This window comes from Marinobacter bohaiensis, assembly GCF_003258515.1.
Classification (GTDB): domain Bacteria; phylum Pseudomonadota; class Gammaproteobacteria; order Pseudomonadales; family Oleiphilaceae; genus Marinobacter_A; species Marinobacter_A bohaiensis.
Genome location: NZ_QGEH01000004.1, coordinates 73,775 through 87,105, shown reverse-complemented (window position 1 = coordinate 87,105; position 13,331 = coordinate 73,775). Strand labels below are relative to the sequence as shown.

14 protein-coding genes are annotated in these 13,331 nt (G+C 63.1%); 11 read left to right on the top strand and 3 right to left on the bottom strand.

Annotation, left to right across the window (positions count from 1 at the left end):
* Positions 1 to 29 precede the first annotated feature (29 nt).
* From fliO to flhB, 5 genes are read left to right on the top strand one after another with little or no spacing between them, the layout of a single operon-like run.
* The gene (fliO, locus tag DKK67_RS17040) at positions 30 to 497 is read left to right on the top strand and encodes a flagellar biosynthetic protein FliO (protein ID WP_111497719.1); all 468 of its coding nucleotides are present in this window, start codon (positions 30 to 32) and stop codon (positions 495 to 497) included.
* A gap of 5 nt (positions 498 to 502) precedes the next feature.
* A complete protein-coding gene (gene fliP / locus DKK67_RS17035; RefSeq protein WP_204355871.1) occupies positions 503 to 1,255 on the top strand; it encodes a flagellar type III secretion system pore protein FliP in 753 nt (250 codons plus the stop codon).
* A 12-nt stretch (positions 1,256 to 1,267) separates the two neighbouring features.
* On the top strand, positions 1,268 to 1,537 hold the full coding sequence (fliQ, locus tag DKK67_RS17030; RefSeq protein ID WP_111497718.1) for a flagellar biosynthesis protein FliQ: 270 nt from the start codon (positions 1,268 to 1,270) through the stop codon (positions 1,535 to 1,537).
* A gap of 2 nt (positions 1,538 to 1,539) precedes the next feature.
* Positions 1,540 to 2,322 carry a flagellar biosynthetic protein FliR gene (fliR, locus tag DKK67_RS17025; protein WP_111497717.1) on the top strand — a complete coding sequence of 261 codons (783 nt, stop codon included), beginning with the start codon at positions 1,540 to 1,542 and terminating at the stop codon, positions 2,320 to 2,322.
* A gap of 27 nt (positions 2,323 to 2,349) precedes the next feature.
* Positions 2,350 to 3,486, top strand: a complete 1,137-nt coding sequence (gene flhB, locus DKK67_RS17020) for a flagellar biosynthesis protein FlhB (protein WP_111497716.1) — start codon at positions 2,350 to 2,352, stop codon at positions 3,484 to 3,486.
* Between the two features lie 186 nt (positions 3,487 to 3,672).
* Here the strand turns inward: flhB and DKK67_RS17015 are convergent, their stop codons facing one another.
* From DKK67_RS17015 to upp, 3 genes are all read right to left on the bottom strand, one after another.
* Positions 3,673 to 4,524: a class I SAM-dependent methyltransferase gene (locus tag DKK67_RS17015; protein ID WP_111497715.1), complete on the bottom strand. Its 852-nt coding sequence runs from the start codon at positions 4,522 to 4,524 to the stop codon at positions 3,673 to 3,675.
* 78 nt (positions 4,525 to 4,602) lie between these two features.
* Positions 4,603 to 5,871: a uracil-xanthine permease family protein gene (locus DKK67_RS17010; RefSeq protein ID WP_111497714.1), complete on the bottom strand. Its 1,269-nt coding sequence runs from the start codon at positions 5,869 to 5,871 to the stop codon at positions 4,603 to 4,605.
* Positions 5,872 to 5,873: 2 nt separating this feature from the next.
* Positions 5,874 to 6,512: a uracil phosphoribosyltransferase gene (gene upp, locus DKK67_RS17005; RefSeq protein WP_111497713.1), complete on the bottom strand. Its 639-nt coding sequence runs from the start codon at positions 6,510 to 6,512 to the stop codon at positions 5,874 to 5,876.
* Between the two features lie 206 nt (positions 6,513 to 6,718).
* Here upp and flhA point away from each other — a divergent pair, with 206 nt between their 5' ends.
* From flhA to DKK67_RS16975, 6 genes are all read left to right on the top strand, one after another.
* Positions 6,719 to 8,896: a flagellar biosynthesis protein FlhA gene (flhA, locus tag DKK67_RS17000; RefSeq protein ID WP_111497712.1), complete on the top strand. Its 2,178-nt coding sequence runs from the start codon at positions 6,719 to 6,721 to the stop codon at positions 8,894 to 8,896.
* 61 nt (positions 8,897 to 8,957) lie between these two features.
* On the top strand, positions 8,958 to 10,229 hold the full coding sequence (flhF, locus tag DKK67_RS16995; RefSeq protein WP_111497711.1) for a flagellar biosynthesis protein FlhF: 1,272 nt from the start codon (positions 8,958 to 8,960) through the stop codon (positions 10,227 to 10,229).
* 108 nt (positions 10,230 to 10,337) lie between these two features.
* Positions 10,338 to 11,150, top strand: coding sequence for a MinD/ParA family protein (locus DKK67_RS16990; protein ID WP_111497710.1), 813 nt, complete (start codon positions 10,338 to 10,340; stop codon positions 11,148 to 11,150).
* Positions 11,151 to 11,217: 67 nt separating this feature from the next.
* Entirely contained in the window at positions 11,218 to 11,958 is a 741-nt protein-coding gene (locus tag DKK67_RS16985) for an RNA polymerase sigma factor FliA (RefSeq protein ID WP_111497709.1), read from the top strand.
* A 172-nt stretch (positions 11,959 to 12,130) separates the two neighbouring features.
* Positions 12,131 to 12,517: a chemotaxis response regulator CheY gene (gene cheY, locus DKK67_RS16980; protein ID WP_111497708.1), complete on the top strand. Its 387-nt coding sequence runs from the start codon at positions 12,131 to 12,133 to the stop codon at positions 12,515 to 12,517.
* Between the two features lie 17 nt (positions 12,518 to 12,534).
* Positions 12,535 to 13,326, top strand: a complete 792-nt coding sequence (locus DKK67_RS16975) for a protein phosphatase CheZ (protein WP_111497707.1) — start codon at positions 12,535 to 12,537, stop codon at positions 13,324 to 13,326.
* Positions 13,327 to 13,331: the final 5 nt, after the last annotated feature.

Genomic DNA, 13,331 nt, shown 5'->3' with positions numbered 1-13,331 from the left:
CGGGGTTCCGTCGAGGTGGAGGAAAGACCTTGCAACGTATCCTGTTCAGCGGATGGTGCCTGCTGGCCAGCCCGGTCCTCTGGGCCCAGAGCCAGCCCGCCGCTGAGGCCGCCACCAGCAACGGCCCGGACAGCCTTGGCTCGCTGCTGACGCTGGCGCTCGGCCTGCTGGCGGTGATTGCACTGATCTTCGGCTGCGCCTGGCTGGTCAAACGCATGAACGGCCTGTCCGGCATGAACAGCCAGGCCATCAAGATCGTCAGCGTCATGTCCGTCGGCGCGCGCGAGCGCATCGTCCTGATTGAAGTGGGCGGCACCCAGATTCTCGTCGGCATCACGGCCAACACCATTCGCACCCTGCATGTTTTCGATGAGCCGGTGGTGGACGGCAAGGCGGGCAACGACAGCGAGTTTGCCAAGCGCCTGCAGGCCATGATCGGTCGCAACTGGAGCGGGCCGTCGTCCACCTCCCGTCGCGACGGCGGAGGTGACGCGTGACGCGCCTGTCCGGCTGGCTGGCGTTACTGATCCGGGCCCTGCCGCTGCTGTTGCTGGCGTGGCCGGCGCATGCCGACCTGCCGGGCATCCCGGCCGTCACCGTGACGCCGTCCGAGGACGGCGGCGGCGAGGAGTACTCGGTCACGCTGCAGGTCCTGGCGCTGATGACGGCGCTGACGTTCCTGCCCGCCATGCTGATGATGATGACGTCCTTCACCCGCATCATCATCGTTTTCGCCATCCTGCGGCAGGCTCTGGGCCTGCAATCGACACCATCCAACCAGATCCTGATCGGCCTGACCCTGTTTCTGACCATCTTCATCATGCGCCCGGTACTCGAACAGGTGAACGAAGACGCGCTGCAGCCCTACATGGCGGAGGAGATTGCGCCGCTGGAGGCGGTTCAGCGGGCGTCCCAGCCGTTCCGTGAGTTCATGCTGGCGCAGACCCGGGAAGACGATCTGGGGCTGTTCATGCGCATCGCCGACGAGCAGGCCGCGACGCCCCAGGACGTGTCCTTCTGGGTGTTGATGCCGGCGTTCGTGACCAGCGAACTGAAAACCGCGTTCCAGATCGGCTTCATCCTGTTCATCCCGTTCCTGATCATCGACATGGTAGTGGCCAGCGTGCTGATGGCCATGGGGATGATGATGCTGTCGCCGATCATCATTTCGTTGCCGTTCAAGATCATGCTGTTCGTGCTGGTGGACGGCTGGGCCCTGATCATGGGCACCCTGGCATCGAGTTTCGGGATATAGGGGAGGTCGTTCATGACGCCGGAAACCGTCATCGACATCATGCGTGAAGCCCTCTGGATGATCGTGCTGTTGTCCGCCATGATCATCGGGCCCGGCCTGGTGGTGGGGCTGATTGTCAGTACCTTCCAGGCGGCGACCCAGATCAACGAACAGACCTTGAGCTTCCTGCCGCGACTGCTGGTCACGCTGATTACGATCATCGCCTTCGGCCCCTGGATGCTGACGCAACTGACCGATCACGCGGAACGGCTGATTTCCAACATTCCCTACCTGATCGGTTGAGCATGGCGCTGGAGATCGCGGCCGACGGCATCGGTCAATGGGTCGGGCAGCATCTCTGGCCGCTGTTCCGCATCGCCAGCTTCATGATGACCATCCCGTTCGTCGGCGCGGGCCTGGTGCCGGCGCGCATCCGCCTGGGGCTGGCGCTACTGATGACCATCCTGGTGGTGCCCCTGATTGGCGACGTGCCGCGGGTGGACGCGCTGTCGGGCGATGCCGTGGTGATTACTATCCATCAGGTGATGATCGGTGCCGGCCTGGGGTTCGTGCTCACCGCGCTGTTCCAGCTTTTCGTGATCGCCGGGCAGATGATCGCCATGCAGATGGGGCTGGGTTTCGCCTCCATGGTGGATCCGTCCAACGGCGTTAACGTACCGGTGCTGTCGCAGATCTACACCATTACCGTGACCCTGTTGTTCCTGGCCATGAACGGCCATCTGGTGGCCTTCGAGATCTTCCTCGAGAGTTTCCGTACGCTGCCCATCGGGCAGGGTGGTCTGGGCCCCGATGCATACTGGGAGCTGGCCCATCGCATCAGCTGGATGTTCGTTTCCGCCATGATGTTGGCGCTTCCGGCCGTGACGGCGGTGCTGATCGTCAACATTTCATTCGGCGTGATGACCCGCGCGGCGCCGCAGATGAACATCTTCTCCCTCGGTTTTCCGATTGGCCTGATTTTTGGATTGTTTGCGATCTGGGTGCTGCACGGCGATTTTCTGCCGCATTTCGACCAGTACACCCGGGAGACCTTTGAATTCATGCGCTCGCTGGAGCGTCTTCCCTGACGCAACGGCGGGAATTGGGTTGCCATCATGGCTGAAGAAAACGAAAACAGTCAGGAAAAGACCGAAGAGGCCACCCCCCGAAGGCTTGAGAAGGCCCGGGAGGAGGGCCAGACCGCGCGCTCCCGTGAACTGGCGACCATGGCGGTGCTGTTGGCCGGCGCCAGCGGCCTGCTGATGTTCGGCTCCAGCCTCGGCGCCTCGCTGGAAGGCATCATGCGTCACAGTTTTTCGTTCGACCGCATGAGCGCCTTCGACACCAACCAGATGGCGATCATTCTGGGTGCGGCGGCCGAGGATGCCGCCATTGCGCTGTCGCCGATCCTGCTGATGCTGCTGGTGGCGGCGATCGCCGGGCCCATCGGCATCGGCGGTCTGCTGTTCAGCGGCAAGGCCATTGCCCCCAAGCTCAGTCGCATGGACCCGCTCAAGGGCCTCAAGCGCATGTTTTCCATGCGTTCACTGATCGAGCTGGTCAAGGCCGTCGCCAAGGTGGCGCTGGTGATGGTGATCGCGGTGGTGATCCTGGATTTGCGCACCGAGGACTTGCTGTCCATCGCCGAGGAAGCGCCGGTGCCGGCCATGGAGCATGTGGTCTGGACGCTGGGCTGGAGCTTTTTCCTGCTGTCCTGCGCCACCATCATCATCGCCGCCATCGACGTGCCCTTCCAGATCTATGACCACCAGAAAAAGCTGCGCATGACCAAGCAGGAGGTCAAGGACGAGTTCAAGGACACCGAAGGCAAGCCGGAAGTCAAAAGCAAGATTCGCCAGCTGCAGCGGGAAATGGCCCAGCGCCGCATGATGCAGGATGTGCCGACCGCCGACGTGGTCATCACCAACCCGACCCATTACGCGGTGGCGCTGAAGTACGACCAGAAAAAAATGGCGGCGCCGATTGTGGTCGCCAAGGGCGCGGACCAGGTGGCCTTCAAGATCATGGAAATCGCCCGCGAGCACAAGGTCGACGTGCTGCGCACCCCGCCGCTGACCCGGGCGGTCTATCACAACACCGATGTGGGCGGCGAAATCCCCCACGGGCTCTATGTGGCCATCGCCCAGGTGCTGGCCTACCTGTTCCAGTTGCGGCGCTATCGTCGCGGTCAGGGCGAGCGCCCGGGCATGCCGGACTTCCCGATTCCCGGCGATCTGCGGCGGGACAGCTAGTGTCCCTTAACACAAGGCTGGGCTGGCAACATTCCGGGGGCTTGGCGTTTTTATCGGCAGCCTGCCGGCTGCTCCGAAGCTGAAGCTCCGGCTACATTGGTAGCAACTGCTCGGGCATGCAGCGGACGCTTGAGCTTCTGAGGCACCGCGGGTGCCCGGGCCGGTTCCTCCTTTGCATCGACCGACTCAACTCCTCGCATCCAGCACCCGCACCAGTGGCGTCCCCCGACTTTCCGGAATCGGCAGCCGCCCGTAGTAAGCCTCCGGATCAATCGCCTGCACACCATCAAAGCCGAGCCCGGCCAGGTGCCGGGCGGCCGAGGCACCGTCGTGAAAGTGAAAGCTCACGTCGGCCCGGGTCATTCGACCCAATGCACCGCGCAGCAGATCTAGCCCGCGACCGAGTAGTTTGCCATCCGGCTGCAGGTAGGTTTCCGTCAGGTAGGCCGAGCCCGGCCGTTGTGCCAGGCAGCGCGCCAGGCGACGCCAGAACCGGCTGATGTCGTCGAGGGAAAAATAGCTGGTGAGACCCTCGGTGACCACCAGCAGCGGCCGTCCCGCGTCAAACTGGTCCTCGATCACCCGTTCCAGGGCCAGGGGGCCGCCGTCGGCGAAGATATCGATGGGGCGGACCTGGTGATGCTCGCCCAGAAAACCGTGGGTGGCGAGATAGGCCGCCTTGCGGGTGGCCATGGCGGGCAGGTCGGTTTCCAGCACCTGCAAGTGAGGATAGCGCCGGCGCAGCCGGATACCACGAGGTGACAGGCCGCAGGCGATCTCCAGTACCTGGCCGATGCCACGATGCTCGATGGCGTCGTGAATCAACTGGTCGATGATCAGGTGGCGTTGCAGCAGGAACGTGCGGATGTTGCCGCCGGTGACCAGGCGGCTCAGGCCCTCGAAGGGCGTCATGAGGTTGTACAGGGTATGGCCGGCGGGCGGGGTGAGCCCGTCTTCCGAGAGGCCGTTGTGCTGCCAGACGGCGCCGGTGTAGAGGGCGGTGAAACTGATGCCGGAACTGTCGAGCGGGCGTGTCATGGTCGCTCCTTGGTTATCAGGGCTGATCCCCTGAAAACCGCGCGCCGCCGGCTGGCGGCGCGCTGCTCAAGGGCCCGGTTATTCTGCCGCCGGAGTATCGCCCTTGGATGCGGCCGAGGCGCCCCAGGCCGCCTGGCTGCCGGGTAATGCCAGGTTCAGGCCGATGGCGACCAGACCGCACAGGGCGATGCCCTCGATGTGGCCCAGGGCCATGCCGCCAATGCCGAACACCAGCGTCACGCCGACGATGACCAGGTTGCGGGCTTCGGCCAGATCCACCTGGTGACGGATCAGGGTGTTCAGCCCCACCACGGCGATGGAGCCGAACAGCAGGCACAGGATGCCGCCCATCACTGGCACCGGGATGGTCTGCAGGGCGGCGCCGAACTTGCCGATGAAGGCCAGGACCACGGCGACGATGGCCGCCCAGATCATCACCCGCGGGTTGAAGTTGCGGGTCAGCATGACCGCGCCGGTCACCTCGGAATAGGTGGTGTTGGGCGGGCCGCCGAGGAAAGCCGCGGTGCTGGTGGCGACACCGTCACCCAGCAGAGTGCGGTGCAGGCCCGGCTTGTTCAGGTAGTCCTTGCGGGTCACCGTGCCGATGGCCAGGATGTCGCCGATGTGCTCGATGGCCGGGGCGATGGCCACCGGGATCATGAACAGGATGGCGCCCCAGCTGAATTCCGGTGTGACGAAGTTCGGTAGCCCAAACCAGGCCGCTTCCCGTATCGGCGTCAGGTCGACGATGCCGACGATCGCCGACAGCACGTAGCCGACCAGTACGCCGAACAGGATCGGGATCAGCCGGAACATGCCGCGGCCAAAGACCGAGAACAGGATGGTGGTGACCAGCGAAATCATGGCGATCCAGATGGCGGTGTCGTAGGGCACCAACTGGGCGCTGCCGTCGCCGGCCTTGCCCATGGCCATGTTGACCGCGGTCGGCGCCAGGCCCAGACCAATCACCATGATCACCGGGCCGATCACCACGGGCGGCAGCAGGCGGTTGAGGAAACCGGTGCCGCGCAGCTTCACCACGCCACTGAGGAGCATGTAAAGGAGGCCGGCGGCGGCCAGGCCGCCCAGGGTTTCCTCCATGCCGAACTTGGCCTTGGCGGACAGGATCGGGGCAATGAAGGCAAAGGAAGAGGCCAGGAAGATCGGGATCTGGCCGCCGGTGATGATCTGGAACATCAGCGTGCCCACGCCCGCCGTGAAGAGCGCGACGTTCGGATCCATGCCCGTGATCAGGGGCATCAGTACCAGTGCGCCGAAGGCGACCAGCAACATCTGTGCGCCGGCGACGGCCTGGCGCCATACCGGTTCGTTCGGGGTAGCTGGCATGCTCAGTTATCCTTTTGCTTGGTGCCGAAGATCTTGTCGCCGGCATCGCCCAGGCCAGGCAGGATGTAGCCTTTCTCGTTGAGGCGATCGTCGATCGAGGCGGTGTAGATGGACACGTCCGGATGGGCCTCCAGCACTTTCTCGATGCCTTCCGGCGCGGCCACCAGAACCAGGGCTCGAATCTCGGTGCTGCCCGCTTTCTTGAGCAGGTCGATGGTGGAGATCAGCGAGCCGCCGGTCGCCAGCATGGGGTCGACGATCATCGCCAGACGCTGGTCCAGTTCGCCCACCAGCTTCTCCAGGTAGGTGCTCGCTTCCAGGGTTTCCTCGTCGCGGACCTGGCCGACCACGCTCACGCGGGCGCCGGGGATCAGGGTGAGGACGCCTTCGAGCATGCCCATGCCGGCACGCAGGATGGGGACGATCGTCACTTTCTTGCCGCTGAGGCGATCCACTTCGACCGGGCCGGCCCAGCCTTCGATGGTCTGTTTTTCCAGATGGAAATCCTGGGTGGCTTCGTAGGTCAGCAGGGCGGTGACCTCCTGTGCCAGCTCACGGAAGTTCTTGGTGCTGATGTCCGCCCGGCGCATGAGGCCGAGTTTATGGCGGATCAGGGGGTGCTTTACCTCAAGGACGGGCATGGCTCACCTTCTTTTCAGAATAGGAACATAAAATCTCACCAAGGATACCTCACTTGCCCGGTCCAGTCAGTCAGGGGTGCCCCGGATAAAGCTTCTTGCGGCGATTGGTATGGATATTGCGAAAACCCCTCCAGATGCGGTCGTGCCGTCAAAAAAACGACATCGCGGCACAGACAAACGTTGATCGAGCTGGAGAGTTTCGGGCTGTGGACAGAGCGCTGGTCCTGAATAACGTCAAATCCCTGACAAACGGCAATCTCGGGATCCCGATCCTGCTGATGGCGCTGCTGGGCATGATGATACTGCCCATGCCGGTGTTCCTGCTGGACGTGCTGTTTACGTTCAACATCACCCTGTCCATCGTCATCCTGCTGGTGTGTGTCTACGCGCTGCGGCCGATGGAGTTCGCCGCCTTCCCGACGGTGCTGCTGGTGGCCACGCTGCTGCGCCTGGCGCTGAACGTGGCCTCGACCCGGATCGTCCTGCTCAACGGTCACGAAGGCGGCGACGCCGCCGGTAAGGTGATCGAATCGTTCGGCGCGGTGCTGATCGGTGGTAACTACGCCGTCGGCCTGGTGGTCTTCGCCATCCTGGTGATCATCAACTTCATGGTCGTGACCAAAGGTGCCGGCCGGGTGTCGGAAGTCAGCGCCCGCTTCACCCTGGATGCCATGCCCGGCAAGCAGATGGCGATCGACGCGGACCTCAACGCCGGCCTGATCAACCAGGACGAAGCCAAGGCCCGCCGCTCCGAGATTGCCCAGGAAGCCGACTTCTACGGCTCCATGGACGGTGCCAGCAAATTCGTGAAGGGCGATGCCATCGCCGGCCTGCTGATCCTGTTCATCAACATCGCCGGCGGCGTGGTCATCGGCATGCTGCAGCACGCCCTGTCCTTCGGCGATGCCATGCGCAGCTACGCGTTGCTGACCATCGGTGACGGCCTGGTCGCCCAGATCCCGTCGCTGCTGCTGTCCACCTCCGCCGCCATTATGGTGACGCGGGTGACCTCCAGCCAGGACATGGGCCAGCAGATCCTGTCGCAGATGTTCACCGCGCCGCGGGTGTTGGCGATTGCCGCCGCGATCCTGATCATCCTGGGCATCATCCCCGGCATGCCGCACGTGGCGTTTATCGGGCTGGGCCTGATTGCCGGTGCGGGTGCCTACTACATCTGGAAACGCCAGCAGCAGGCGGTTGAGGAAGACGACAGCGTCTTCCCGGCGCGGGGTGGTGGCGTTCCTCGCACCGCGCAGCCGGCCGGTCCGCAGGGTGGTGAAGGCGGCGGTCAGGGGCAGGCGCTGCCGGGGCCGGCGGAATCCAAAGAGTTGGGTTGGGACGACGTGTCCACCGTCGACATCGTCGGCCTGGAAGTGGGCTACCGCCTGATTCCGCTGGTGGACAAGTCCCAGGGCGGGCAACTGCTGACCCGGATCAAGGGCGTGCGCAAGAAGCTGTCCCAGGATCTCGGTTTCCTGATGCCGTCGGTCCATATCCGCGACAACCTGGACCTAATGCCCAATGTGTACCGCATCACCCTGATGGGCGTGACCATCGCCGAGGCGGAGATCCATCCGGACCGGGAGCTGGCCATCGACCCGGGGCAGGTGTTCGGCAAGATCGAGGGTATCGAGGGCAAAGACCCGGCGTTTGGCCTGGATGCCAGCTGGATCGAGCCCGACAAGAAGGATCAGGCCCAGACCCTCGGCTATACCGTCGTCGATGCCAGTACCGTGGTGGCCACCCACCTCAACCAGATCCTGCAGAAGCACGCCCACGAGCTGCTGGGGCACGAAGAGGTCCAGAAGTGGCTGGAACAGCTGGAGAAGGTTTCGCCCAAGCTGGCCGAGGAGTTGGTGCCCAACACCGTCTCCATCAGTCTGCTGCTGAAAGTCCTGCAGAGCCTGCTCCAGGAAGAGGTGCCGATCCGCGACATGCGCTCGATCGCCGAGGCCATCGTCAACGTCCAGCCCAAAACCCAGGACGCTCGCGTGCTGACCACGGCGGCCCGGCAATCGCTGCGGCGAATGATCGTCCAGAGCATCTGCGGCGGCGATCACGAAATCCCGGTGATCACCCTGGATCCGGAGTTGGAACAGATGTTGCTAAAGTCCATGCAGCAGAGTCAACAATCCGGCGGTCAGGACGATATCGGCCTGGTGCTCGAACCCAACATGGTCGAGCGACTGCAGCGTTCCCTGCGCGACGCCGCCCAGCGTCAGGAGATGATGGGCAAACCGGCGATCCTGCTGGTGTCCGGGCCGTTGAGGCCGGTCATGGCCCGTTTTGTCAGCTATGGCGTAGAGCGCTTGCACGTCCTGTCCTATCAGGAAGTGCCGGATAACAAACAGATCACGATTGTGGCATCGGTGGGCCAGCAGTAAGGCAAGGCCGGCCCGCAGAGCAGGGCGCCGCTGACGGCGGCGCCGACGGAGGAAAGTCATCATGAAGGTAAAACGGTTTTTTGCGCCAACCATGGCCGAAGCGCTGAAGATGGTTCGCCTGGAAATGGGCGAGGACGCGGTCATCCTGTCCAACCGACGGGTGGATGGCGGTGTCGAAATCGTGACGGCCCTTGATTATGACGAGAATCTGGCGCGCCAGCGTCTGGGCAACGCCGCGGTGGATGCCACCAACGGTGCGCGCCTGGCCGAAATGCAGGCGGAACAGCATCGCCGCCTGGAGGAAGAACTCGGCCGTTCCCGCGACCGCATTCGTGAAATCCGCGAAAAGCGCCAGCCGCGCGAGCCGGACGTATTCGCCGAGGTAGCGGAAAATGCCGAGCCCCAGAGCGAGGCGCCGGATACCACGCAGGCGGCTCTGGAAGCCATGCGTGCCGAAATTCATTCGCTGCGGGACATGGTCAACGAGCGTCGTGAGCGGACTCCAGGCAAAGCCCAGCCCGCGGAACCGGCCGTCGCCAGCCAGCAGCGTCTGGCGGAGCGCCTGGAGGAGTTTGGTCTGTCCAGCCAGCTGGCCGGATCACTGGCCCGTAACCAGGGCCACTGCCGCCTTGAAGAAGGCTGGAAGAAGGCGCTGCGGACCCTCGCCGCGGGGGTTCGGACCCAGGATAAAGAGATTGTCGAACAGGGCGGTATCGTCGCGCTGGTCGGCCCCACCGGCTCCGGCAAGACCACGACCATCGGCAAGATGGCGGCGCGCTATGTGCTTGAGCATGGTCCGGATTCCCTGGCGCTGGTCACCACCGACCGCTACCGGGTGGCGGCCCATGAGCAGCTGTTCGTCTTCGGCCGCATCCTCAATGTGCCGGTACGCGTGGTCGACGAGAGCCATTCCCTCGACCGGATTCTGGACGACCTGTCCGACAAGCGTCTGGTGCTGATCGACACCGCGGGCCTGACCCACGCCGATCGCGGCCACCAGGAGCAGCTGGAAGAGCTGGCGTCGAGCGATCACCCGGTCAAGCCCTACCTCGTGTTGTCGGCCACCAGTCAGCCGCGGATCATGAAATCCACGTGGCATTGCTATAAGATGGCGAATCCTGCCGGGTGTATCATGACCAAGCTGGATGAAGCCCTGACGCTCGGCGAGGTACTCGGGTTCGCCATGGAAACCGGACTTCGGGTGGCCTACTACACCGATGGCCAGCGCATTCCCGAAGATATCCATCCCGCGCAGTCCGCACCGCTGGTCCGCCTGGGTGTGGAACGCCTGCGCCAGATGCGGGAGACGTCCATGGTCGCAGCGGGTGCCTGAATACGGGAAGGTTGCCGGAGCCGCCGATCGTTCTGGAGCCGTCCATACACAGAGCCGGTCGGAACCGGCCGAGAGAATCACAACCTGTCGTGAGAGACTGTACCCGGCATGAGTAGACCAAACCCGGTTCAGGTGATCGCCGTATCCGGCGGCAAAGGTGGCGTTGGCAAGAGCAACGTTTCGGTCAATCTGGCCATTGCCCTGGCTCAGATGGGGCGTCGTGTGGTGGTCCTGGACGCTGATCTGGGACTGGCCAACATCGACGTGCTGCTGGGCATCACCGCCCAGCACAACCTGTCCGACGTGCTGAACGGTCAGTGCGACCTGCGCGACGTCCTGGTGGACGGGCCGGGCGGCATCAAGATCGTTCCGGCGTCCTCCGGCACCCAGCGCATGACTCAACTGACGCCGATGGAACACGCCGGACTGATCAACGCGTTCAGCGAACTGGGCGACCAGATCGACGTGCTCATCGTGGACACCGCCGCCGGCATCTCCGAATCCGTGGTCAGCTTCCTGCGAGCGTCCCAGGAGCTGCTGCTGGTGGTCTGCGACGAGCCCACCTCCATCACTGACGCCTACGCCCTGATCAAGCTGATGAACCGTGATTACGGCACTAACCGTTTCCGCATCCTGGCCAACCAGGTACGCAACGACCAGGAAGGCAAGCACCTGTTCGGCAAGTTGACCCGGGTGACCGAGAGATTCCTGGATGTTGCACTACAATATGAGGGCATCGTCCCGTTCGACGAGGCGGTCAAGAAAGCGGTACAACGTCAGCGTGCAGTGCTCGAAGCCTATCCCCGCGCCAAGGCGTCGCTGGCCATCAATGCCCTGGCCCAGAAAGTCGACAACTGGCCATTGCCGTCGTCGCCGCGGGGGCACCTGGAATTTTTCGTAGAGCGTCTGGTTGACGCCTGATGCAGTACGCCGGCCGACAGGGCAGGTGGTATGGCGGTCAAACGGGCTGTTTGGGTAATCCGGATTGATGACGTTGGCAAAAGGCCTTGGAATCTACCAACAAAGCAGTGAGCGGAGTGCGGCCCGGCAACTGGTCGAGGATCACGCGCCGCTGGTGAAGAAGATCGCGCTGCACATGATGGCGCGGCTGCCCGCCTCTGTGCAGTTGGAAGACCTGATGCAGGCCGGCATGATCGGCCTGCTGGAGGCCGCGCAAAAATACGAAGCCAATAAAGGCGCTTCCTTCGAAACCTACGCCGGTATCCGTATCCGTGGCGCGATCGTTGACGAGATCCGCCGGGGTGACTGGGTGCCGCGCTCCGTCCATCGCAACACCCGTCGCATCGCGCAGGCCATCAAGGCCGTCGAGGCCCGTACCGGCGAGGAAGCCAGGGATGCGGACGTCGCCGCCGAGCTGGAAATGACGCTCAACGAATACCACGCCTGCCTCGCCGACTCGAGCGGCGGACGACTTTTTAGCCTCGATGAGCTAAATGAATCCGGCGAGGTGCCGATAGACAATGAAGATGCGGTATCTGACGCCCCCTATGCGGAGTTGTCCGAAGCCGGTTTTCGGCACAGTCTGGCTCAGGCCATTGACGGGCTGCCGGAGCGCGAAAAGCTGGTCCTGAGTCTGTATTACCAGGAAGAGCTTAACCTCAAGGAAATCGGCGCGGTCATCGGCGTCAGCGAGAGTCGCGTCAGCCAGATCCACAGTCAGGCGGCACTGCGTCTGAAAGCGCGCCTGAGCGACTGGCAACCGGGCTGATTCGACACTAGAGAACGGTACAAACTGTAGTTTTTGGTAACGGGTGCTTTACAGCGTCCGTGGACTGGACAGAATAGGCGGTGCCTTTTGATCCCGCCGGCACGGTGTGGCCGGTCAGAAGGAGGCGGGCCGGCACGATTGGTATCCCGGGTTGTAACGATTGGAGGTCCCATTGGACAAGAACATGAAAATTCTGATCGTGGATGATTTCTCCACGATGCGGCGCATCATCAAGAACCTGCTGCGCGACCTCGGTTTCACCAATACCGACGAGGCCGACGACGGCAACACAGCGCTGCCCATGCTCAAGAGCGGCAAGTACGACTTCCTCGTCACCGACTGGAACATGCCGGGCATGTCCGGCTTCGAGCTGTTGCAGGCCTGTCGTGCCGACGACACGCTCAAGGACCTGCCCATCCTGATGGTCACGGCCGAAGCCAAGCGCGACCAGATCGTGGCCGCCGCCCAGGCCGGCGTCAATGGCTACGTGGTGAAACCGTTCACGGCAGCGGTCCTCAAGGAAAAGATTGAGAAGATCTTCGAACGCATCCAGTCCTGAATATCAGAGCGCCAATCATGGGCAATCCAAAAGACGACAATGCGGGGAAGCTCGACCCTGAAGTCACCGAAAAGCTGAAGCAGCAGGCGACTGACCTCAAGGCGCAGGTGGATGCCGGGGATTACGCGGCGGCGATGCGTCTGATCAACGAGCTCAACGACGTGCGGGACCAGAGCCTGTACCACGAGGTTGGCCGTTTGACGCGCAGCCTCCACGAAGCGATTCGCAATTTCCAGATCGATCCGCAGAACGCCGAACAGCGCGAAGCGCTGTCCAAGATGACCGATGCCTCGGACCGGCTGGCCTACGTTGTGGAAATGACCGGCAGCGCCGCCAACCGCACCATGGATCTGGTCGAGGAGGCCATGCCCAAGGCCAGCGCCATGCGCGAGGAAGCCCTGGCACTGCGCGACGACTGGAAAAAACTGCGTCGTCGCGAAATCGGTGCCGGTGAGTTCCGCGAGCTGTACCACCGCATCGATCGCTTCTTCGACCAGACCGCGAATGACACGGAAATCCTGTACTCACACCTGTCGGAAATACTTCTGGCGCAGGACTTCCAGGATCTGACCGGGCAGGTCATCCAGAAGGTCACCGCCCTGGTCAAGGAAGTGGAAGAGCACCTCCTGAGCCTGGTGGTCATGGCCAGCCATGTTGACCAGATTACCGGCACCGTCCATGAACTGGGCGAAGAACCGGCCCGGGCGATCGAGAAAGGGGAAGGTCCGCAGATGCACGCCGATGAGCGTGAGGATGTCGTATCCGGCCAGGATGATGTCGATGACCTCCTGTCCAGCCTTGGTTTTTAAGTGAG